This window comes from Mycobacterium numidiamassiliense (assembly GCF_900157365.1).
GTDB classification, from domain to species: Bacteria; Actinomycetota; Actinomycetes; order Mycobacteriales; family Mycobacteriaceae; genus Mycobacterium; species Mycobacterium numidiamassiliense.
In genome coordinates this window covers 3,136,708-3,157,468 of sequence record NZ_FUEZ01000004.1, presented here as the reverse complement: position 1 = coordinate 3,157,468, position 20,761 = coordinate 3,136,708, and the positions used below count along the sequence as shown (strand labels likewise).

The following is a 20,761-nucleotide window of genomic DNA, read 5'->3' as shown; positions in this document are numbered from 1 at the left end:
GAACGTGCAACTATGGGGAGATGGCGAATCAGGTGGGACTGCGCGAGCGTCGTCGCCGCGAGACCAGCGCAGACATCCGCGATGCAGCAGTACGCCTCACCCTGGCGCGCGGCTTCGACAAGGTGACCATCGACGAAATCTGTGCCGAAGCCGGAATCTCAACGCGCACGTTCTTCAACTACTTCCCGAATAAAGAGTCGGCGATCGCGTATGGCCCCTCAGATATCCCTCCCGAGTTGGTCGAAGATTTCGTTGCTGCCGGGCCTGCCCCCTACTCCGTGGTCCTGGCAGAGTTGATCACCCTGGCGGCACACCATCTGCGAGATGTGCCCCCGCCCCGTGAGCATGCTGCCCACATGCTGGAGCTGGCCAAAACCTCGCCCGCGGTGTTGGCGGCGTTTCTGGCCGACTTGGAGCGTTTTCAACATCAGCTAACCGACATCATCGTCCGCCGCCAGGCGATGCATCCCGACGACGAGATGGCGCCGCTGATCTCCGCGCTGGCGTTGACGGCGGTGCGCTCAGGTCTGGAAAAGTGGGCAAGCGGTGTGCCAGAGGGTCCCGACGACACGCCGATGCCCTTTGTCGAGCGCGCCGCCGTGCTGGTCAACAGCATTTTCACGAAGTGATCTGAAACACCGCAGCTCGATGTTGCATACTCTGCAACATATGCACATTATGTACTATGCGCTGGTGGGGGTATTGGACGCCGCTTGCGCTCCGCGGAGCGCTACTCGTTGCCGGATTTGACCGCCGGCGTGCGCGGGCAGTAATCCCCGCGAACGACGCTCGAACACGAACGACCCCGTCTAGGGGTACGCCGACGCTGGCCACGTCACGGCTGCCGTGACGAGGAAGGGACTCAGGTAGTTGCAGCTCTCGAAGATCGTGCGCAACGCGTGGTTGCCACTGCTGATCGTGGCGGTCGTGACGGTCGGGGCCTTCGCTGTGGTCCGGGTCAAGTCGTTCTTCGGCAACAACGACACCGGCGTGCTGACAAGTCCACGGCTGGATGATTCCAAGCCGTTCAAACCCAAGGTCGTCAAATACGAGGTCTTCGGCTCGGCGAGCCAGGCCAACGTGAACTATTTGGATCTCAGCGCCGACCCCAAGCGGATCGACAATGCGCCGCTGCCGTGGACCATGGTGCTGACCACCACCGCTCCGTCGGTCTTCCCGAACCTCTCCGCACAAAGCTCCGGCGACTACCTGGGTTGTCGCATCACCATCGACGACGAAGTCAAGGACGAGAAAATAACCACCGGCGTGCACGCCCTGACCTTCTGCTTGGTGAAATCAGCATGAGCACCACGTTCAGTGACACCCGCACCGACGCCATCCCTGCCGCACAAGAACCGATACGGGAAAAGATTCCGCGCTTCATCCGGAAATTTGCGATACCGATCATCATCGGCTGGATCGCGCTCATCGCGCTGCTCAGCATGATCGTCCCCGACCTGGACGAGGTAGGGAAAATGCGTTCGGTGTCGATGGCACCTGACGACGCGACATCGGTGATCGCGACAAAGCGCATGGGCGCGGTGTTCAACGAGTTCAAGTCCAACAGCTCGGTGATGATCGTCCTCGAGGGCCAAAACGCACTCGGGGCCGACGCCCACGCCTACTACGACCAGATCGTCAAGAAGCTCGACGCCGACACCAAACATGTTGAGCACGTGCAGGATATGTGGAGCGACCCGCTGACCGGAGCGGGCGCACAGAGCAACGACGGCAAGGCCGCCTACGTCCAGGTCTATCTGGCCGGTAATCAGGGCGAGGCGCTGGCCAACGAGTCGGTCGAATCCGTACAGAAGATCGTCAAAAGCGTGCCAGCGCCCAGCGGGATCAAGGCCTACGTGACCGGGCCCGCGGCCCTCTCAGCCGATCAGCACATGGCCGGTGACCGCAGCGTGCAAATCATCACGATGTGCACGTTCACCGTGATCATCGCGATGCTGCTGTTGGTCTATCGCTCGGTCGTCACGCTGTTGCTCACGCTGGTGATGGTGGTGTTCGAATTGGCGGCCGCGCGCGGAATGGTCGCATTCCTGGGCTACTACAACATCATTGGGCTCTCTACGTTCGCCACAAACCTCTTGGTCACGTTGGCGATCGCGGCCGCCACCGACTACGCGATCTTTTTGATCGGCCGATATCAGGAAGCGCGGGCTATCGGCCATTCTCGTGAAGACGCCTACTACGACATGTTTCACGGCACTGCGCACGTGGTGCTGGGCTCCGGTTTGACCATTGCCGGTGCCACGCTCTGCCTGCACTTCACCAACTTGCCCTATTTCCAGACGCTGGGAATCCCGTTGGCCATCGGCATGGTGGTCGTGGTGGCGGCGGCGTTGACGCTCGGCCCCGCGGTCATCTCGGTGGCAACACGTTTCGGCAAGACGCTCGAACCCAAACGAACGCAACGTATTCGCATGTGGCGCAAGGTCGGCGCCGTCGTGGTCAGGTGGCCCGCCCCCATCCTGGTCTTGACGATCGGGATCGCGCTTGTCGGCCTGTTGACCCTGCCCGGCTACCGCACCAACTACAACGACCGCAACTATCTGCCCGCCGACCTACCCGCGAACGAGGGTTACGCAGCCGCGGACCGGCACTTCTCGCATGCGCGCATGAATCCCGAAGTGCTGATGATCGAAAGCGACCATGATCTGCGCAACTCGGCGGACTTTCTGGTGATCGACAAGATCGCCAAGGCGGTCTTCCGGGTTCCGGGAATCGGTCGCGTGCAAGCGATTACCCGGCCCGAGGGCACACCGATCGAGCACACCTCGATCCCGTTCCAGATCAGCATGCAGGGCGTCAGCCAGCAGATGAACCAGAAGTACCAAGAAGACCAGATGGCCGACATGCTCAAGCAGGCCGACATGATGCAGTCGACCATCGACAGCATGCAGAAAATGGAGAGCCTGACCCAGCAGATGGCCGACGCCACACATGCGATGGTTCTCAAGACCAAGGAAATGACGGCCGACATCAACGACATCCGGGACAACATCTCGGCTTTCGACGATTTCTTCCGGCCCGTCCGCAGCTACTTCTACTGGGAAAAGCACTGCTATGACATCCCGGCGTGCTATGCGTTTCGGTCCATTTTCGACACCCTCGACGGCATCGACACGACCGCCGACGACGTCGCCAGCCTGGTCCCGCTTTTGGAGCGCCTGGACTCACTGATGCCTCAGCTGACGGCACTGATGCCGGCAATGCTGGAAAACATGAAAGCCATGAAAACCACCATGCTGACCATGTATTCGACGCAAAAAGGCCTGCAGGATCAGCAGAACGAGGCGCAGAAGAATTCAAACGCCATGGGTAAGGCATTCGACGCGTCCAAGAACGATGACTCGTTCTACCTGCCCCCGGAAACCTTCAACAACGCCGAGTTCAAGAAGGGGATGAAGAACTTCATCTCCCCCGACGGCCACTCCGTGCGCTTCATCATCAGCCATGACGGCGATCCGATGTCGGCGGACGGGATTGCGCACATCCCCTTGATCAAGAAGGCCGCGTACGAGGCGATCAAGGGCACACCGCTGGAGGGCTCGAAGATCTACCTCGGCGGCACCGCGGCGGTCTATAAAGACCTCAGTGACGGCAACACCTACGACCTGTTGATCGCCGGAATCGCCTCGCTGTGCCTGATTTTCATCATCATGCTGATCATCACCCGGGGGGTGGTGGCGTCGGCGGTCATCGTGGGAACCGTCTTGCTCTCGCTCGGCGCGTCGTTCGGGCTCTCGGTACTGATTTGGCAACACATCATCGGCATCGAACTGCACTGGATGGTGCTCGCGATGTCGGTCATCATCCTGCTCGCCGTCGGCGCCGACTACAACCTGCTGCTGGTGGCGCGGTTCAAGGAGGAGATCCACGCGGGCCTGAACACCGGCATCATCCGATCAATGGGCGGCACCGGTTCGGTAGTCACCTCGGCCGGACTCGTCTTCGCCTTCACGATGATGACGATGGCGGTCAGCGAGCTGACCGTGATCGGCCAGGTAGGCACGACAATCGGTCTCGGCCTGCTGTTCGACACGCTGATTGTCCGGTCGCTGATGACGCCGTCCATCGCCGCGCTGCTGGGTAAGTGGTTCTGGTGGCCGCAGCGCGTCCGGCAACGTCCGCCCCCTTCACCCTGGCCGGACCCAAATGCCAAGTTGGCCAAGGAGTCCGAAGCCGTGACTGCCGCTAGGTAACCCACTCGGGTTGATCGCCGGTGTCGACCGCCGAGAAATCCTTGTGGCCTAGGCCAGCGGTGGTGCCGCCGTCGACCACGAATTCCGAGCCGGTCGAGTAGCTGGACTCGTCACTGGCCAGGTAGATCACCAGGTTCGAGACCTCCTTGGGTTCGGCGATCCGACCCAGCGCGGTCTGAAATATGTCTTCGGGAACCCACTCGGTCATCGGGGTCCTGATGAGTCCGGGATGGATCGAGTTGACCCGGATTCCGCTGGGGCCCAATTCCAGTGCGGCCGATTTGGTCAGCCCGCGGACCGCGAATTTGGTGGCGGTGTAGCCGTGGCAGGCAATCGTGCCGGCGATGCCCTCGATCGAGGAGATGTTGATGATCGATCCTCGTCCCGCTTCCTTCATGGGTTTGACCACGGAGCGGATGCCGAGAAACACCCCCGTCAAATTGATGTCGAGGATTCGCTGCCACTCCGAGATCGCGTAGTCCTCCAGGGTGCCGACGTTGATGATGCCCGCATTGTTGACCAGCACGTCGATGCGCCCGAATTCGCTGAGGGCGGTGGCCACCGCGGCGTCCCAATCTTCGGGCTTCGTCACGTCGAGGTGCAGATAGCGAGCCGCGTCGCCGACCTCCGCCGCCACCGCCTTGCCCTCGTCGTCGAGGATGTCGCCGAACACCACCTTGGCGCCCTCGGCCACCAACATCCGCACGTGCGAGGCCCCCATCCCCCGCGCACCGCCGCTGATGAGTGCTACCTTCCCCGCCAACCGTTCTGCCACTGTCTCTCCTGTCGTGTCGGTGCGACTCAGGCGCCCGAGTTGTAGTCGAGTATGCGCCAGGCCTACAGCGTGGGGGTATTGCCCTCGTCGTTTTCATCGAACCGGGCCGGTGCGAACAGTGTTGGGGAGCTCGTGACACCGACTACGCGAAGAACCTTGTGAAGAAAGCACCCAATGGTGATGTCGGCGGCCGGTTTGGCGAAATGTGCCTGTCAACGCTCGGGGCCGACAGCCTAAGCGGGAGGGCAGGGGACCCTGACCGTGTTGTACCGGCAGACCTCGTTCGGCACGTTCGGCGGTGGCCCCGCGGCCAACATCTGCTGGCCCTGCATGTACATCTGCGATATCTCCTGCTGTAACTCCGGCGACAACGCCATCCCCTGCGGCAACGGCGGCAGCGGCAGCCCTCCGGGCAGGACCATCGACGGCGCCTGCTGCAACGGCGTCCCCGGCGGCCACGTCATCCCCGGCGCCAACAACACCCCAGGCGGTGGCCCCCCAGGCGGCGGCGGCGGCGAATCGGTGGCCTGGTCTACCAGGCGCACTGAACCCGATGCGACCGTGTTGTCGCCGGTACCATTCGGTGCGGCGCTGAAGAGCGCGAGCGTCGCGATGGCCGCGGCCCCGGCAAAAATCACTTGCGCAACGCGGCGACGATGACACCAACCGTCGGCTGAATTGACATCACGCCGCTGATGCTCGATAGGTGTTGTCATCCGTACACATTGCGCGTCGTTGTTAGCCGCAGGCTACGTGCCAATTATCGATCTGCTGTGTCCGTAGTGCTTTGACGCGTTGATGGCGACTACGAAGAACGCGTCGGGAACCACGATGGAGCGCATGTGGCCGGATCCGACACGCGAAGCAGCAGGCGTGTTTGCTGACAAGCGTCACACCGCGGCTTTGTCCAGCACGTCCGGCAGACTCTTCACGAATAGGTCGATCTGAGCCTCGGTGATCACCAGCGGCGGCGCCAGCCGGATCACATCAGGGGCAGCCGCGTTGACGAGAAAGCCGGCTTCGCGGGCAGCCGTCTCCACACTCTTGGCGGCGGGCGCGGTCAGCACCACCCCCAGCAGTAAACCGCGCCCCCGAACATGGTCCACCAAAGGATGATTCAGGGAATCGATGCCTTTGCTGAGTGACCTGCCCAACGCATCGGCGCGTTCGATGAGGCCGTCGCCGGCCAACGTCCGCAACACTGCCAGCGCCGCGGCCGCGCAGATCGGATTGCCGCCGAATGTGCTCCCATGCAGGCCGGGTGCCAGCAGCGCCGCGACCGATCCTACCGCCAGGCACGCCCCAATGGGCAGTCCACCCCCCAGCCCCTTGGCCATCGTGACAACGTCGGGCATTATCCCGTCGTGCTGGTGAGCGAAAAACTTTCCGGTGCGGCCCATTCCGGTCTGCACCTCATCGATCACCAGCAATGCGCCGTGCCGGGCGGTGATCTCTCTGGCTGCGACCAGGTAACCCGCCGGCGGGACGACAACACCTGCTTCGCCCATGATCGGTTCGAGGAATACCGCCGCGGTTTCGTTGGTCACGGTCGCCGCCAGCGCGTCAACGTCCCCGTACGGGACGTAGGTGACGTAGCCGGGCAGCGGCGCGAACGGCGCTTGCTTCTCGGGCTGGCCGGTCAGCGCCAGCGATCCCATCGTGCGACCGTGAAACGCCCGTTGAGTGGCAACGAGTTTCGTGCGGCCCATGAGCCGGGACAGTTTGAACGCCAACTCGTTGGCTTCGGTGCCGGAGTTACAAAAGAACACCCGCGCGCCGTCAACACCCCACAGCTCTACCAAGGCTTCGGCCAACGCGATACCGGGCTCGTGGGCGTAGAGATTAGAGGTGTGGCCCAACATGTTCAGCTGACGCGTTGCGGCTTCGATCACCGCGGGGTGGCGGTGGCCCAGGATGTTGACCGCTATTCCGCCCAGCAGGTCAATGTAGGTCTTGCCGTCAACATCGACGAGCACTGCACCGTCGCCGCGGGCGAGTGCCAGCGGCGGAGTGCCATAGTTCGTCATCATTACGGAGTCCCATCGGTGCAGCAGCGTGTCGGTGTGGGTCATGCGCGCAGCACCTTGGTTCCAGCGCCGTCGTTGGTGAGGAGCTCAACCAGCACGCCGTGCTCGACCCGCCCGTCGATGATGTGCGCACTGGGTACCCCGCCCTCGACGGCGCGTAAGCAGGCCTCGGCCTTGGGCGCCATGCCGGATTCCAGCGATGGCAATATCTCGGCCAGTCTCACCGTGTCGATTTCGCCGACCAGTGAATCCCGGTCCGGCCAGTCCGTATAGAGCCCGTCCACATCAGTCAGAACGAGCAACTTCTCGGCCCGCAGCGCTTGAGCCAGCGCGGCCGCAGCGGTGTCGGCGTTGATGTCGTACACCACGCCCTCGGCGTCCGGGGCGATCGATGAGACCACCGGAATGCGCTGATTGATGAGATCGAGCACAGCCGCGGTGTTGACGCTTTGGACATCACCGACCAGACCGATGTCGGTGGGCACACCGTCGACCATGACGCTGCGCCGTGTTGCGGTAAACAACTGCGCATCCTCGCCGGTGATGCCGACCGCGTACGGCCCGTGGGCGTTGATCAGGTTCACCAATTCCCTGCCGACGTGGCCGAAGAGCACCATGCGTGCCACGTCGAGCACCTCTGGAGTGGTGACCCTGAAGCCGCCCTTGAATTCGCTGGGGATGTTGAGCCGCTTCAGCATTGCGCTGATCTGCGGTCCCCCACCGTGCACGACGATCGGTCGAATGCCGCAGTTGCGCAGGAACACCATGTCGGCGGCGAACGCCCGCCGCAGGTTGTCATCGATCATCGCGTGGCCGCCATATTTGACGACTACGATCTTGCCGTGAAGATGCTTGAGCCACGGCAGCACCTCGGCCAATATTTTGGCCTTTTCTTCGCGGGCAACGGTGGCGGTTGCGGTCGCGGTCATGGCGCCAGCCCCACAACGGACAGCCCGTCCGTTTCCGGCCAACCCACTGCGAGATTCATCGACTGCACGGCGGCTCCGGCTGTGCCTTTGACGAGATTGTCGATTGCGCAGACAACCACCAGGGTTTCGGCATCTTCGTCGACAGCGACCGCCATCTGCGCGGCGTTGCTGCCGATGACCGCGCCGGTGCGGGGCAGTCGGCCCTCCGGTAGCAGATGTACGAACGGCTCACCGCTGTAGTGCTTTTCGTAGGCGGCACGTACCTGCGATACGGGAGCAACGCACCGCGCGGTGCAGGTGGCCAGAATTCCGCGGGTAGTGGGGATAAGTACCGGCGTAAAGGAGACGGATACGTCACGGTCGGTCACCGTCCGCAGTCCCTGGGCGATCTCGGGAGTGTGGCGGTGTACGCCACCGATGTTGTAGGCGCGCGCAGATCCGATGACTTCCGAGCCGAGCAACTCCACCTTGGCCGCGCGGCCGGCGCCCGAGGTTCCGCTGACCGCCACTACGGTCACTGCGGGTTCGGCGAGGCCTTCAGCCACCGCCGGCACCAGGGCCAGCAGGGCCGCGGTCGGATAGCAACCGGGCACGGCGATCCGGGTGGCACCCCGCAATTGGTCACGGGCGCCGGGCAACTCGGGCAGACCATAGGGCCAGGTGCCCGCGTGCGCACACCCGTAGAACCGTTCCCAGACGGCGGCGTCGCGCAGCCGAAAGTCGCCGCCGCAGTCGATGATTCGCGTGTCCTCGCCGAGCTGTGCGGCGAGGCCGGCCGAGCGGCCGGGCGGCAAAGCCGTAAACACGACGTCGTGACCGGCTAGCGCGGCAGCGTCGGTAGGTTGCAGCACGCGACTACCAAGCGGCAGCAGGTTCGGATGGTGTTCGGCCAGCGGAGTGCCCGCACTATCACCGGCGGTCAGTGCGCCGATGGCCAATCGTCCGTCGCGGTAGGCCGGATGGCCCAGAAGTAGCCGCAGAATCTCACCACCCGCATAGCCACTGGCACCGGCAATCGCCACTGTCGTAGTGACACCCATTCGTGTTGCCCTTCGTTTCGTGCACTTCGTCATGTCAACGCTATGAACGAATCTCTCCACCGGATAGGGTCATTCGGCCTGGGCGGGCCAGCCCTTGGGCCCCGAGAGCGTCTGTTGCGGGCAATCAATACCATGTCGATGCAAGAAACGGGCCGCGCGGCTCCGAATATAGGCCGATCGTCATGAGATTCACGGCGACGAACACCCGCAGTCCGTGGGCCAGGCACCAGCGCAGCAGCTCGGTATTACGCATCGGGACAAGAAACCCAGGACCCGCGAATGCGTCGGCTGCACCAATGAGCGCCTGCAGATCATCATTGGTTTCGGCCACCGAATGCCCGTAAAAGCCGATGCCAGTGGTGTATCCGGTAATGCGGCCTCCGCGTTCGACCACCCTGGCTCCCGCCCTGGCGACGACGCCGCGCAACTCCCCGCCGCGGTCGTGGCCGTGCACACGAAGACACAAGGCGTTGCACGACTCCACGTCGGCCTCCGTGGCCGTGCGGACGTCGTATCCGGAGAACCGTAGTCCCAGTGGGTTGCCCTGCATCGCAGCAAAAGGCTCACGCACGTCGAAGCCGAGTTTGGCGTACAGGCTCATCGAGCGGTAGTGATAGGCGGCCTGCAACAAGCGCACACCCGCCACCTTCCGCTGCGCGCAACGTTGGAGCACCGTAAGCATCAACTCCCGGCCGATCCGGCGGTCCTGCACCTCCGGCGCGACCGTGACGTGTCCTACGCCGGCGATCGTCGAACGCTCGTCCAGGAAGCTGCTTCCCACGATTCGCCCGTCGCACTCGGCGACCGCACTGAAGAAACCGGGATGTGCGATCAACCGTGAAACCAGGGAGGTCGCGGCGTCGATCGACGCGACATCTGGCGGAAATCCGTGCCGCGCAGCGATTGACGCGAAGGCGTCATAGCAGATGCGGCCAGACTCCGGCACATCTGCTGAACTCGCCGGACGAATGGTCAACACGACAATGGCCGTCCGCTCTCCGGTGCCATCACTCGACGCCGACCATGTGTCAATCCTGCCGCAGGTAGCTATAGGCGATCGCTTTGAGTGCGTCGAGCCCGTCGAACAATGCCCGGCCTTCGATGATCCAGTCCTTGAATTCGCCATGACGTCTGGCGGGCTGCCGGGCATGCCAATCGGCCAAATATATTTGGTGGCAGAGGTAGTCGCCCATTAGCGCCCTCAGCGCGGGATCGGCAAGCAGTGCCTGGTCTGACACTGAAGACAGGAGCGCGGACAGATCAATGAAAGCGGGCGATGCACGGTGAGCCATGATTGTTCGGTTTCCTAACGGCTTCGTCGGGACCGCTTCGCGGCCATTGCTCTAGCTAAGAGTTCTGCAGCCTCGCGGGCACCGCCATGGCCGAAAGGTCCCCACCTCAAGGGCGAATTACCTATTGGCCCATGCGTTTGACTCGCCGCCTTTGTCAGAGGGCAAGATCCGCTGCCGAAATCCCAGCCGTCGCGACCTGTTTGCCTAGCACAGGGTTTCACTTTCGCCCATGCGGGTTAGATCCGCGTTTGCGGCGACGCGCGCGGCTGGCCGTGAGCAGCCGCGCAACCCCATCCTCGATTCCCGTTGCCAGGGCCTCGATATCGGGCGCGGTGTCGTAGTCGGCGGTGATGCCAAAAATGAACTGATCGGTGTAGCTGAGCATCGCAACGGCGGTGCGCAGATGAAGAGCGATCGGCGGAATCGGCAGGACTTCCAGCACCCGTCGGCCCATCAGTTTCTGCCCATTCCGTGGCCCGGGAACGTTGGTCGCCACGGCGACCACCGCCTTTTGGGGCAACCGAGTCAACAAGCGAATGGCCCACGCCGAGAACGCGAACGGGACATTTTTGGCCGCCGAAGTCAGCGCGTTGCCTCCTTCGCGTTGACCGCTGGCCTTGGCCCGCGTAAGCCGGCTGTGCACCAGCTGCAACTGCTTCACCGGGTCCGCCTCGTCGACCGGCAGCAACGGCAGCATCGCCGAGACTCGGTTGTCGGCCATGTCGAAGTGGTTCGCCGCACGGACCGAAACCGGAACAAGCGTGCGCAGCGAGTTGCGGCCGGGCTGCTCACCGCGGTCAAGCAAGATCCTGCGGTAACTGTCGGTGATCGCCGCTAACGCAACGTCGTTGAGCGTCACGTCGAACGCGTGAGAAATCTCCTGCAGGTCAGCCAACAGGACCCGGGCCGCGCTGTAGCGTCGCATCGTTGTGACGGGCCCGTTCAGCGACGATTCCGGCGACGCGCTGAGCAGACTGGCCGTCAGTTCGGCCGCACCCACCGCCATGTGTTCGGCTGCGGCCACCGCGGCAAACGCACCCTGCCCGATCCCGCTCACCCAGTCCAACGGGTTCAAGCTCACCTTCGGCAGACCCAGCCCATGCCGGACCGGCTCCTTGGCTGCGCGAATGTCGCTGGCGAAGCTGTCGCCGCCGCCGTTATCGCTGAACTTCGCCAGCATCTGCGTTGTCGCGATGCCATCGGCCATGCAGTGGTGAACCTTGGTCAGCACGGCCCACCGGTCATCACTCAGCCCCTCGAAGATCCAGCACTCCCATAATGGGCGCTCGCGATCAAGCCGCCGCTCCATCACCGACGCGACCATCTCGAACAATGCCGCGTCGTCGCCAGGATGCGGCAGGGCAAGACGGTGCAGGTGCCGCGAGATGTCGAAGTGCGGGTCATCGGCCCATTCGGGCGAGCCGAGATCGAGCGGATGCGTCCGCAGGATCTGTGCGCAGCGCGGAATTGTCGTTGCCCGTTCGGCGAAGGTCGAGACGAACTCCTCGTAGCTCGGAGCCGGCCCTTCCATGATCGAAACGCTGCCGATCGCCAGACTCACATGCGGATCGGAGTCTTCGACCTCGAGGAAAGTCGCATCGAGGGCACTTAAATGCTCCATTCCGACACTGTCCTCTCTCCCGTCACCTCGCCGTGAGGGTCGAAAGTCCTGAAGCTGGGCGGCGGCTGGCAGTACAGGGCGGCACCGGCGGTGACGCCCGCACCAGCGGCGACCAGCAGAATCTGCGCGCCCACTGGCAACCGGTCGGCGTGCTGCTCAAACGCCGCCGCCAGCGCAGCTGTATGCATCCGCTGATCATCGGCGACGCTGATCTTGTCGACCGGCACCCCAAGCCGGTTGGCCAAGGCGGTGCGATACCCCGGCCGGGCCGGTGCCGCGACGATGAGGTCGATGTCGGAAAGCGGCACGGATTGCGCATCCAGGCATTCGTGCGCCGCCTGCGCAGCCGCCGCGGCGAATCGCTCATCCATGTCGGCTGCCTGGCTGAACCGGAGAACGTTACGTGCATCAGCGAATCCGACTGTCGCAGAGAATATCTCGGAGCCGTCTTGGGAATCGTAGGCATTGACCCAGGACACCCGGCCCAGGCCGTAGCTGTCATCGGTCCACCCGCACAACACCGCCGCTCCAGTAGCCGAGAACGGAAAGTGCTCGCTCATGCCATGTCCCGGGTTGGCATCACTGGCGACGACGAGCGCGCGGTCGATGCTGTGCGACCGCAGGAATCCGTCGACGATCTGCAGCGCAGTCAGTACCCCGCAGGCGCCGTTGGCGATATCGAAGGAGAAGGTACCGTGAGCGTCATCGTGGGGATCCTCGGGGTTGGCCCCGATGTCATCCTGAATCAGCGCGGCCAGCGCAGGCTCCCCCAGGTTGCGGTCGCGGTAAATCCCGGCATTGACTACAAGATCCAGCTCATTTGGATCGCATCCAGCGCGCTGCAGGCAGTCGTTGGCAGCACTGACCGCGAGGTGTAGCGCGCTGTGCCGGTCACGCCACCGGGCGCGCGCGATGTCGACTCGATCAATGACTGTGCCCATAACGGCTCACCAAATCCTCATCCAGGGTCAGTAAGACCACGCCGATCTCGAGTCCCGAGGCCAACGCAAGCAGCGCAATCCTTTCCCCGGCCGCGATGCGTCCGGCCTCGAGTTCCTCGACAAGAGCCACCGTGTGGGTCGTCGATGCCGTATTGCCGTATCGGTCGACGGTGATCACGGCGTCGTGGCGGGGACTGTCGCCGAACGACTCCGACATCCGAGCCATTCCTTTGCGGATTGCCCGGGCCGACGTCTGGTGGGTGATCACGTGGTCGATGTCGTGGATCGAGATGCCGACGGTGTCAAGCACTTCGTGCAGCAGCAAAGGCGTGTTGGCGATCGCGGCCTTCTGGATGGCCCGGGAATTGGTGAACATCCGCGCGCCCGGATCGTGGCCCTTTGGATAGGCCAGGCAGAGCCGGCTGTAGTCAGCGACCGTCGTGAATCCGGCAAGTCCGATGCCCGCGGAGCCGGCGGGAGCACGCTCGAGCAGCAGTGCCGCGCCGGCATCACCGAGCGTCAGGCAGGCAAGCTCTTTGCTCATGATGTTGCGGATGTGGCGGGCCGCGTTATGGCCGAGCTGGGAAATGTACTCCCCGCTCACCACCAGTCCGCGCGACACGATGCCCTGCCGGATCCAATTGTTCAAAATCGTTACCCCGGTGAGCATCCCGGCGCACGCATTCGATACATCGAATGTCATTGCCTGCGAGGCCCCGATCCCGCGGGCCACGGCACTACTCATGGTCGGCTCGAGCCATTGGGTAAAGCCGCCGCGGAGCTTCGTGATGCTGCAGCTGATAACCACGTCGAGCGACGTCGGATCCTGTTGCGCAGTGGCGAGACAGTTCAGTGCCGCCGCCGTGGCCAGAGTGTAGGAATCCTCGTCCCCCACCGAAACCCGGCGCTCGCGGATCCCGGTCAATCGTTCCAGATCGATGTGGGTGCGATGACGTGTGGTCGCCATCAATTCCTCTGTGGTGAGGTGCGTCTCGGGCAGATGCCGGCCGGCACCTGCCAACCGGGCGACGAACGGTGCCGGCACCCCTTCTCCGTCGGTGTCCATCACCAGCCAATGCCGAACCATCAGCGATACCCCCCTGGCGCGGCTGCTGGTGGCATCTTCGCCAGCGCTGTCATGTCAACCAGTCCATGGACGGGGTGCGACAATAGTTTTCGTTGACATGTCTTCTGCCTTCCGCTCAGGACCAGGCGGTCATCCGCATACCCGGCGCGTAAATCGCCCGATACCAAATGTCTCGCGCCGCGTGGACACAGTGCTCGAGCGATTGAGAGGTGTCCACCGAGTACGCGGTTCCCCAGCCGGTGTTCCGGGACGCCACAGCCGCCGCAATCTCCGGAGTCACATCGGAGTTTCCCCCCCGTCGAGTCGTTATCCTCTCGGCTGCGGCGTCATTCGTTGCCACGCACATGAGCTCTACCATCGCCGAAAGTGTCTCCGTAGCGACCCGATGAGCATGGGCACGAAGATGTGAGTCTCGCCAGGTGCCGTCGAGGATGACCGATTGCCCGTTGCCTAACAGCTCCCGCGCTCGGTCCAGAGCCATGTCGTAGACCATTCTGACGTTGCGGGCACTATAAAGCCCCCCATCCAGAACTCCCGCGTCCCCGGTTATGGCGCCGGATTCCCGAAGTTCCCGCCGGATGTCGTCAGTTGAAATTACCTGTGCCCCTACCTTTTCAGCTAGAGCGTGAGCGATGGTCGACTTCCCGGTTCCCGGATTTCCACCGACCAGCGCCAGACGAACGCTACCGTGTTCCAGGTGCCGGGTCGCGATGGCCAGATGTCGGGTGGCATCTTCGGCAGCATCCAGCTTGCCCTGTGTCAGTCGTACGCAGGCAACCTTCGCTCTTACCACCGCTCGGTAGGCAATGTAGAAGTCCCGCAACGACGATGGCGCCGTATCGGCCGAGTGCACGGCGTAGCGTTCGAGGAAATAGTCGCCAAGATCTTTGCGGCCCAGAAACTCTAGATCCATCGCCAGGAAGGCAGCGTCGTCGATACAGTCGACGTAACGGAGTTTGTCGTCGAACTCGAGACAGTCGAGCAGTGCTGGACCGGTAGCCGCGCAAAAAATATCGTCGGCCAGCAGGTCGGCGTGGCCGTCAACAATGCACCCTTCATCGATCCGCTGCCCGAACAAAGGGGCGCGACCAGAGGTGAATTCGGCAGCAAGGCGGTGGATCCGCGATAGAGTCTCGTAATCGACGCCTGAATTCGCTTTGCTCGCATAACAGTTCAGCTCTGACAGGTTTTCGCGCCAGCGTCCGTCGACCGCCGTTGCCGTCGCCTGGGCATCGATCACCCGACTTCGCCCGGCGTCCTTATGGAAACGAGCCAACACACCGGCGATGGTGTCCAGCACGCCCCGGACGTATTCGGCGGGACCGCGGTTCATCACGGACGCCAACCGGTCATCGTCGTGGTATCGCCGCATCACGACGATTGGTTCGTCTGGCCCTCCGCTGGGATCGGTGAGGTGCGCAACACCAAGATAGCTGTCGGGAGAGAGGCGGCTGTTCAACTCGACTTCCCGCGCGCATGCGCGCTCACGCTGCTCAACCGTCCGGAAATCGAGAAAGTCGGTCAACACCGGTTTCTTTGCCTTAAATGCGCGGTCGCCGATCAGCACCACCACACCCGTGTGGGTTTCGTGGACATCGACGTAGGGCACGTCAGCCGTCCCCACCTCGGCGGCCCCACTGGTCCGGATCGCAGTCGTCATGATGGCGGCTTCTCTGTCGCTGAAGACATTTCGCGGCGCAGCCTAGGACGGCCGGGCGACGATGACTGGTACCCGAACAGATTGGACGACCGAGTTGCTGACCGAACCCAGCATCGCGCCGCTGACGTGACCTCGGCCGTGGCTGCCCACAACGACCAGCTGGGCCGATTCCGAGTGCTCGGTCAATTGCCGAGCCGGCCGATCACGAACAATCAGGCGCTCCACCACGACATCGGGATAGCGTTCTTGCCATCCGGCCAGGCATTCGGCCAGGTTTCGCTCGGCCTCCGCTTCCACCGCCGTCCAGTCATACCCTGGGAGTTCGAAAAGCTCACGGTCACTCCACGCATGCAATGCCCTCAAAGCGACACCGCGACGCGCTGCTTCGTCAAACGCGATACCCGTGGCAAGCTCTGAAGCCGGCGATCCGTCGATTCCGACCAACACCGGCGCCCGATGGGAATGCGGGACATCGGCGGCTTTTTCGTGTATCACCGCTACCGGGCACTTCGCGCGGTGAAGCACGCCTGAACAGACCGAACCCAGTATCACCCGGGCTAAGGCTCCGCGCCCAGTGCAACCCACGACGACCATCTCTGCCTCTTCCGACATGTCAGTCAGGGCCAGCACGGGCGGCGAATAGTTCAGCTCAGTTGTTATGGCAATGTTCTGCCCTGCCGGCGCGGCGTCTTGGGCGATCTTGACCGCCTGCTCGAGGACCGTGCGACCGTCGTCCTCCGGCCACATCACATCTCCGGTGGGCATCGGTATTTGCGGAAACGTCGGCACGAATGTATTGAATGCGTGGACCAGGGTCAGCGGGACATTTCGCGTGACGGCGTCCTGCGCTGCCCACAAGACAGCGGCGTCAGATGCGGTAGACCCATCTACCCCGGCGACTATGCCGTAACGCTGCCCGGTTGCAGACATTTCGTTCTCCTTCGGTCACTCAAAACGCTATTGCCAGAACAGTCGCCGATCATGAGGCTTTAGTCCCCAAACGCGTGGTACTGCGACCTTGGTGTTGCACGGTGCCAAGGTCTGCCCCGTCGGCGTTGATTCCGGCTTCTCGCCTCAAGTTCCCATCGGTGTTTGGATTTCTCTGAGCGGCCTACGACGGCCGCGCGACGATGACCGGCGTACTCACCGTGTGAACGACCGCGTTACTCACCGAACCCAGCAGCATGCCGCTCAGGCCACCTCGGCCGTGGCTGCCCACGACAACCAGTTGAGCTGATTCCGACTGTTCGATCAGCAACCGCGCCGGCCGGTCACAAACAGCGAGCCGGTGCACGGCGACATCCGGGTAGCGCTCTTGCCAGCCCGCCAGACATTCAGCCAGTCTGCGGTCTGCCTCCAGTTGCACTGCCGGCCAATCCGACTCAGGGAGTTCAAACAAGCCGATATCGCTCCACGCGTGCGCTGCCCTCAGGTGGACGCCCCGACGTGACGCCTCGTCGAACGCAATGGTTGTCGCAAGCTCCGAGGCCGGCGAGCCATCGACTCCCACCAGCACAGGCGCCTTCGCCGAATAGGGCGTTGATGGGTCTTCCTCGTGGATGATGGCGACCGGGCAGCTCGCGCCCCGCACAACACCGGAGCTGACTGAACCCAGCAAAACCCGGCCCACCGCTCCGCGCCCGGTGCTGCCCACGACGACCATCTCCGCCTCTTCCGACATTTCGATCAGCGTCGGCACCGGGGGTGAACGTTTCAGCTCGCTTGCGATGTCGATTTCGCGGTATGTCTTTGTGGAGTCTTCGGCGATCTTGACCGCCTCGTCGAGGACCCGGCGGCCGTCGTCGTCGTGCCAGACCCCAGCCTCGGCCGTCGACGGCATTTGCGGCCATACCGGCATGACGGTGTTGACGATGTGGACCAAGGTCAACGGAATACGACGCATCGCCGCTTCATGCGCGGCCCAGCAGATTGCGAAATTCGACGCAGCCGATCCGTCGACTCCTGCGACGATGCCGTATCGCTTCACGGGCGTGGACATCTCGTCCTCCCTCACTCATCGAGAACGCTAGTGTCCGAACAGGCATCGATCAGGAGGCTTTAGTCCCCAACCACGTGGATATGAGTCCTGCCGCCGCACACGGTAGAGATGCAGTGATCCAGCCGGCAGGGACCATCGTCGCGAAAGGGGGGTCGAACGGCCCTGCTCAAAGGCGGGAATCCCCAATAACGTCTCCGAATGAGATACGGGATAGCCCGTTAGAGCTTCCAATCGGAGGATGCAATGACTCACCCGCAATCCCAACAACGGGTCGTTGTAGGTATCGATGGCTCCGACGCCGCGATAAATGCGGCCAAATGGGCTGTCGCCGAGGCAATTAGCCGCGATGTACCGCTGCGCCTGATTCATGCAATACCCGAACAACAGCCAGATGGACCCGCGGCTGATGAGAGTCTGGATATCGAGTACGGCGAAACGGCGCTTCGCGCTGCTTCCGCCGCGCTGCATGCCGTGGGTCAGCAGGTCAAAATTGAAACCGACCTCGTGCACGGATCGCCTGCGGGCGCTCTGATCAGCGAGTCACGCTATGCGGCAATGGTCTGCATCGGATCCATCGGGATTGGGGGGCTAGCCCGCAGGGTGATCGGCTCGACCGCCGACGCCGTTGCCCAGAAGGCTCATTGCCCGGTAGCCATCATTCGCCACAATCGTGGCGCTGCCGAATCGGATTCCGGATCGGTCGCGGTCGTCGTCGACGAATCCCCCGATAACGACGCCGTGCTTGAGTACGGATTCAGGGAGGCGAGACTTCGCGAGGCGCCAATTCTGGCGCTGGGGGTTTGGCGTTGGGGTGTAGGTGAGATTCCCTACCGCCAGCTGGATCATCGGCTTCGCCGCTGGGTATCTGAGTACCGTGAGGTGCACGTCCGTCCGGCCGCCGCGCGGCGCGGCGCCGCTGAATTCCTCACAAACACACAGGAACCTGTTCAGCTCGCGGTAGTTGACAGCTCAGACGCCGACAAAGCCGCCCGCATGATCGGTCCAATCACCCCACACTTCGGTCACTCCGGGTGCTCGGTGCTCGTCGTACGCAAATAACGACTTGTAGGGCAAGCGGACGCTACGGGTGCTTGCGAACCGTCGAGTGAGGCAGCGCGGCGACAAACGGCGTGTCGACGCCGACTGGACCTAAGTTGTCGGCCCCACCCGGTGAACCCAGCGCGCAATTTCGGCCTGGGAGCACTTGACTGAAGAAAGCCGCGTTGTCCTCCAGGTGCTGTAACTCGTCATCGGGCAGATCACCCTCCCAGTAAATCGCGTCGAGACGGCAGATTGACATGCAAGCACCGCAATCCACGCACTCGTCGGGATTGATATACATCGTTCGCGCGCCCTCGTAGATGCAGTCAACCGGGCACTCCTGAACACAGGACTTGTCCTTTACATCTACACAAGCAGCGCCGATCACGTAGGTCATGAACTTGACGGTAGCCAACCCGGGAGGGCCGTCGCACTCATCGAATGTCCTAGATCCTGAGGACCAAAGACCCTTTCAGTGCATGGCGCCCACGCCGCGCGCTAGCTGCCACGGGTGACAATCACTGGCACCTTTGCCGCGTGGGCCATAGCGGAGCTGACTGAACCCAGAAGCATCCCGGCAAAACCTCCGCGACCGTGGCTGCCGACGACCACCAGCTGAGCGTGCTCCGATTCCTTGAGCAGCCACCGAGAAGGCTGGTCACAACAGAGCACCCGCTTCACGCGCACATCTGGGTACTGTTCGTGCCAGCCGGCGAGACGTTCGGCGAGGATCTCATCTCCCTTAGCCTCGCTGTCCCGCCAGTCCATCCCGAGCATCGGGAACACGCCGACATCACTCCACGCGTGCAGCGCCTCCAACTCAACCCCTCGACGAGACGCTTCATCAAAGGCCAAGGCAGTCGCCGCTTCCGAGGCAGGCGATCCATCGATCCCCAGTAGCACAGGAGCATTGGGATCAGGAACCGCGCCGTTATCGGAGTGAATAACCGCGACCGGGCAGTGCGCATGGTGAATCAGTGCCGTAGTGACCGAGCCCAGCAGCAGCCGTCCCAACGCACCCAGTCCATGACTTCCGGCCACGAGCATCCAAGCATCCTTTGACGCGTCAATCAGCGCCGGGACAACGGTGGAATACACTATTGCACTGCGTATTTCGGGTGGATCGGACTCACCCAGGTTGGTGTTAAGTGTCTTGCGGGCCCGATCGACGACGTGCTCTGCGCTTGCCTTCTGCCACTCGGGCATGTCGGGCTCCGCATACAGTTGACCCACCGGCCAGCCGACAACCACGGGGGCAACAACGTGGATCAGCGTGATCGGCACGTGCCGCATGACGGCCTCGCGGGCTGCCCAGGCTACCGCAGCGTCAGATGCCACCGATCCGTCGACGCAGACCAGCATTCCGTGTTCCTTTGTGGTGTCTGACATTTCACGCTCCTTGCTATGCAATCGCATTGGCTGCCGTCGGCGTCTCGTCAAGACGATCGGGTAGCTCGATTTCCAGATGACGAACCGATCCGCAACCTTTTGACTTACAAGGCCAGCCAAGATCGAAAAATACCGTCAGCATGAGTTGATTCTCGCCTAGAACATCGGCCACGAACCGCTCGACCCCACGAGCGCGAGCGAGCTGGGCTAGATGCCTCAATAAGGCCGTTCCTACACCAAGCGAGTGATCTTCATGGGCGACCGCAACTGCAATTTCAGCAGCTTTCGGATCGTCGTGAACGACGACGTAGTTTGCCACTCCGATCAGTCGGTCAGCGTCGAATGCACCGACAGCACAATGACCTTGTGCGGGCTCAGTCATCTTGCCGACGAGCTCGTTGAGATTAATCTGGTTCAGCGTAAAGAAGCGGAAGTATCTGTCATAGTCGCTGAGATGCTGATGGAGCGCCACCGTCGCTTCTGCGTCTTCGGCGCCGAGGGGACGCAACGATACGAACCGACCGTCGAGCAGTTGAGCTGTAGCCGCGATTCCCACTAGTTGATTGCTCATCGTTTCTCCCGAACCGCTGATGCGCGCACGCTGTCATACCGGTTGCCTTGCACATGACGTTATGCCTGGTCCGAGGGGTTGGGCAGGGTCGTTAGACTCCTACCCCGGCACCATTCGTCCCACATATCTGAGCCACGGGTTTATCTCGACCGCCCCGCGAGGCTGGCGCGGCAAC

The 20,761-nt window shown here is 62.7% G+C and carries 20 protein-coding genes; 4 read left to right on the top strand and 16 right to left on the bottom strand.

Going from position 1 to position 20,761, the window contains the following annotated elements; genetic code table 11:
* The first annotated feature begins 20 nt into the window (after positions 1–20).
* From MNAB215_RS23330 to MNAB215_RS23320, 3 genes are all read left to right on the top strand, one after another.
* Positions 21–629 carry a TetR family transcriptional regulator gene (locus tag MNAB215_RS23330; RefSeq protein ID WP_077080898.1) on the top strand — a complete coding sequence of 203 codons (609 nt, stop codon included), beginning with the start codon at positions 21–23 and terminating at the stop codon, positions 627–629.
* A gap of 241 nt (positions 630–870) precedes the next feature.
* Positions 871–1,305, top strand: coding sequence for an MmpS family transport accessory protein (locus MNAB215_RS23325; RefSeq protein ID WP_174604629.1), 435 nt, complete (start codon positions 871–873; stop codon positions 1,303–1,305).
* Positions 1,302–4,214, top strand: a complete 2,913-nt coding sequence (locus tag MNAB215_RS23320) for an MMPL/RND family transporter (RefSeq protein WP_077080897.1) — start codon at positions 1,302–1,304, stop codon at positions 4,212–4,214. Before MNAB215_RS23325 ends, MNAB215_RS23320 begins: the two co-directional genes overlap by 4 nt.
* On the opposite strand, the gene MNAB215_RS23315 is transcribed toward MNAB215_RS23320, so the two are convergent.
* The 13 genes from MNAB215_RS23315 to MNAB215_RS23260 all read right to left on the bottom strand — a co-directional run bounded on the left by MNAB215_RS23315 (position 4,207) and on the right by MNAB215_RS23260 (position 17,585).
* Positions 4,207–4,989, bottom strand: coding sequence for an SDR family oxidoreductase (locus MNAB215_RS23315; protein ID WP_077080896.1), 783 nt, complete (start codon positions 4,987–4,989; stop codon positions 4,207–4,209). The two genes, MNAB215_RS23320 and MNAB215_RS23315, sit on opposite strands and share 8 nt — an antisense overlap.
* 233 nt (positions 4,990–5,222) lie before the next feature.
* Positions 5,223–5,705, bottom strand: coding sequence for a hypothetical protein (locus MNAB215_RS23310; protein WP_131829166.1), 483 nt, complete (start codon positions 5,703–5,705; stop codon positions 5,223–5,225).
* Between the two features lie 174 nt (positions 5,706–5,879).
* Positions 5,880–7,061 carry an acetylornithine transaminase gene (locus MNAB215_RS23305; RefSeq protein ID WP_077080894.1) on the bottom strand — a complete coding sequence of 394 codons (1,182 nt, stop codon included), beginning with the start codon at positions 7,059–7,061 and terminating at the stop codon, positions 5,880–5,882.
* Positions 7,058–7,945 (bottom strand): acetylglutamate kinase, encoded by an 888-nt coding sequence (gene argB / locus MNAB215_RS23300; protein WP_077080893.1) that lies wholly within the window; start codon positions 7,943–7,945, stop codon positions 7,058–7,060. Before argB ends, MNAB215_RS23305 begins: the two co-directional genes overlap by 4 nt.
* The gene (gene argC, locus MNAB215_RS23295) at positions 7,942–8,985 is read right to left on the bottom strand and encodes an N-acetyl-gamma-glutamyl-phosphate reductase (protein WP_077080892.1); all 1,044 of its coding nucleotides are present in this window, start codon (positions 8,983–8,985) and stop codon (positions 7,942–7,944) included. Before argC ends, argB begins: the two co-directional genes overlap by 4 nt.
* Positions 8,986–9,109: 124 nt before the next feature.
* Positions 9,110–9,964 (bottom strand): GNAT family N-acetyltransferase, encoded by an 855-nt coding sequence (locus MNAB215_RS23290; RefSeq protein ID WP_217348943.1) that lies wholly within the window; start codon positions 9,962–9,964, stop codon positions 9,110–9,112.
* A gap of 49 nt (positions 9,965–10,013) precedes the next feature.
* Entirely contained in the window at positions 10,014–10,277 is a 264-nt protein-coding gene (locus tag MNAB215_RS29840; protein WP_165691549.1) for a hypothetical protein, read from the bottom strand.
* Positions 10,278–10,494: 217 nt separating this feature from the next.
* On the bottom strand, positions 10,495–11,898 hold the full coding sequence (locus MNAB215_RS23285; protein ID WP_077080891.1) for a WS/DGAT/MGAT family O-acyltransferase: 1,404 nt from the start codon (positions 11,896–11,898) through the stop codon (positions 10,495–10,497).
* The gene (locus MNAB215_RS23280; RefSeq protein WP_083746227.1) at positions 11,886–12,839 is read right to left on the bottom strand and encodes a 3-oxoacyl-[acyl-carrier-protein] synthase III C-terminal domain-containing protein; all 954 of its coding nucleotides are present in this window, start codon (positions 12,837–12,839) and stop codon (positions 11,886–11,888) included. The genes MNAB215_RS23285 and MNAB215_RS23280 overlap by 13 nt, the downstream gene beginning before the upstream one ends.
* A complete protein-coding gene (locus MNAB215_RS23275; protein ID WP_077080890.1) occupies positions 12,823–13,926 on the bottom strand; it encodes a 3-oxoacyl-ACP synthase III family protein in 1,104 nt (367 codons plus the stop codon). Before MNAB215_RS23275 ends, MNAB215_RS23280 begins: the two co-directional genes overlap by 17 nt.
* 115 nt (positions 13,927–14,041) lie before the next feature.
* A complete protein-coding gene (locus MNAB215_RS23270; RefSeq protein WP_083746226.1) occupies positions 14,042–15,586 on the bottom strand; it encodes a bifunctional aminoglycoside phosphotransferase/ATP-binding protein in 1,545 nt (514 codons plus the stop codon).
* A 42-nt stretch (positions 15,587–15,628) separates the two neighbouring features.
* Positions 15,629–16,516, bottom strand: coding sequence for a universal stress protein (locus tag MNAB215_RS23265; RefSeq protein WP_077080889.1), 888 nt, complete (start codon positions 16,514–16,516; stop codon positions 15,629–15,631).
* A gap of 181 nt (positions 16,517–16,697) precedes the next feature.
* The gene (locus tag MNAB215_RS23260; RefSeq protein WP_077082261.1) at positions 16,698–17,585 is read right to left on the bottom strand and encodes a universal stress protein; all 888 of its coding nucleotides are present in this window, start codon (positions 17,583–17,585) and stop codon (positions 16,698–16,700) included.
* Between the two features lie 243 nt (positions 17,586–17,828).
* Here MNAB215_RS23260 and MNAB215_RS23255 point away from each other — a divergent pair, with 243 nt between their 5' ends.
* Entirely contained in the window at positions 17,829–18,644 is an 816-nt protein-coding gene (locus MNAB215_RS23255) for a universal stress protein (protein ID WP_077080888.1), read from the top strand.
* Between the two features lie 22 nt (positions 18,645–18,666).
* Here MNAB215_RS23255 and fdxA read toward each other — a convergent pair whose 3' ends face one another.
* From fdxA to MNAB215_RS23240, 3 genes are all read right to left on the bottom strand, one after another.
* Complete coding sequence (gene fdxA / locus MNAB215_RS23250) at positions 18,667–19,023, bottom strand: ferredoxin (RefSeq protein ID WP_077082260.1); 357 nt, start codon at positions 19,021–19,023, stop codon at positions 18,667–18,669.
* A gap of 101 nt (positions 19,024–19,124) precedes the next feature.
* On the bottom strand, positions 19,125–20,015 hold the full coding sequence (locus tag MNAB215_RS23245; RefSeq protein ID WP_077080887.1) for a universal stress protein: 891 nt from the start codon (positions 20,013–20,015) through the stop codon (positions 19,125–19,127).
* 13 nt (positions 20,016–20,028) lie between these two features.
* Entirely contained in the window at positions 20,029–20,586 is a 558-nt protein-coding gene (locus MNAB215_RS23240; protein WP_077080886.1) for a GNAT family N-acetyltransferase, read from the bottom strand.
* Positions 20,587–20,761 lie beyond the last annotated feature (175 nt).

Excerpts from the sequence above, each read along its gene's own strand:
- argB (WP_077080893.1), bottom strand. The coding sequence starts at position 7,945 with ATGACCGCGACCGCAACCGCCACCGTTGCCCGCGAAGAAAAGGCCAAA.
- MNAB215_RS23305 (WP_077080894.1), bottom strand. The coding sequence starts at position 7,061 with ATGACCCACACCGACACGCTGCTGCACCGATGGGACTCCGTAATGATG.
- MNAB215_RS23260 (WP_077082261.1), bottom strand. The coding sequence starts at position 17,585 with ATGTCCACGCCCGTGAAGCGATACGGCATCGTCGCAGGAGTCGACGGA.
- fdxA (WP_077082260.1), bottom strand. The coding sequence starts at position 19,023 with ATGACCTACGTGATCGGCGCTGCTTGTGTAGATGTAAAGGACAAGTCC.
- MNAB215_RS23280 (WP_083746227.1), bottom strand. The coding sequence starts at position 12,839 with ATGGGCACAGTCATTGATCGAGTCGACATCGCGCGCGCCCGGTGGCGT.
- MNAB215_RS23265 (WP_077080889.1), bottom strand. The coding sequence starts at position 16,516 with ATGTCTGCAACCGGGCAGCGTTACGGCATAGTCGCCGGGGTAGATGGG.
- argC (WP_077080892.1), bottom strand. The coding sequence starts at position 8,985 with ATGGGTGTCACTACGACAGTGGCGATTGCCGGTGCCAGTGGCTATGCG.
- MNAB215_RS29840 (WP_165691549.1), bottom strand. The coding sequence starts at position 10,277 with ATGGCTCACCGTGCATCGCCCGCTTTCATTGATCTGTCCGCGCTCCTG.
- MNAB215_RS23285 (WP_077080891.1), bottom strand. The coding sequence starts at position 11,898 with ATGGAGCATTTAAGTGCCCTCGATGCGACTTTCCTCGAGGTCGAAGAC.
- MNAB215_RS23245 (WP_077080887.1), bottom strand. The coding sequence starts at position 20,015 with ATGTCAGACACCACAAAGGAACACGGAATGCTGGTCTGCGTCGACGGA.
- MNAB215_RS23310 (WP_131829166.1), bottom strand. The coding sequence starts at position 5,705 with ATGACAACACCTATCGAGCATCAGCGGCGTGATGTCAATTCAGCCGAC.
- MNAB215_RS23275 (WP_077080890.1), bottom strand. The coding sequence starts at position 13,926 with ATGGTTCGGCATTGGCTGGTGATGGACACCGACGGAGAAGGGGTGCCG.
- MNAB215_RS23320 (WP_077080897.1), top strand. The coding sequence starts at position 1,302 with ATGAGCACCACGTTCAGTGACACCCGCACCGACGCCATCCCTGCCGCA.
- MNAB215_RS23330 (WP_077080898.1), top strand. The coding sequence starts at position 21 with ATGGCGAATCAGGTGGGACTGCGCGAGCGTCGTCGCCGCGAGACCAGC.
- MNAB215_RS23240 (WP_077080886.1), bottom strand. The coding sequence starts at position 20,586 with ATGAGCAATCAACTAGTGGGAATCGCGGCTACAGCTCAACTGCTCGAC.
- MNAB215_RS23255 (WP_077080888.1), top strand. The coding sequence starts at position 17,829 with ATGACTCACCCGCAATCCCAACAACGGGTCGTTGTAGGTATCGATGGC.
- MNAB215_RS23270 (WP_083746226.1), bottom strand. The coding sequence starts at position 15,586 with ATGACGACTGCGATCCGGACCAGTGGGGCCGCCGAGGTGGGGACGGCT.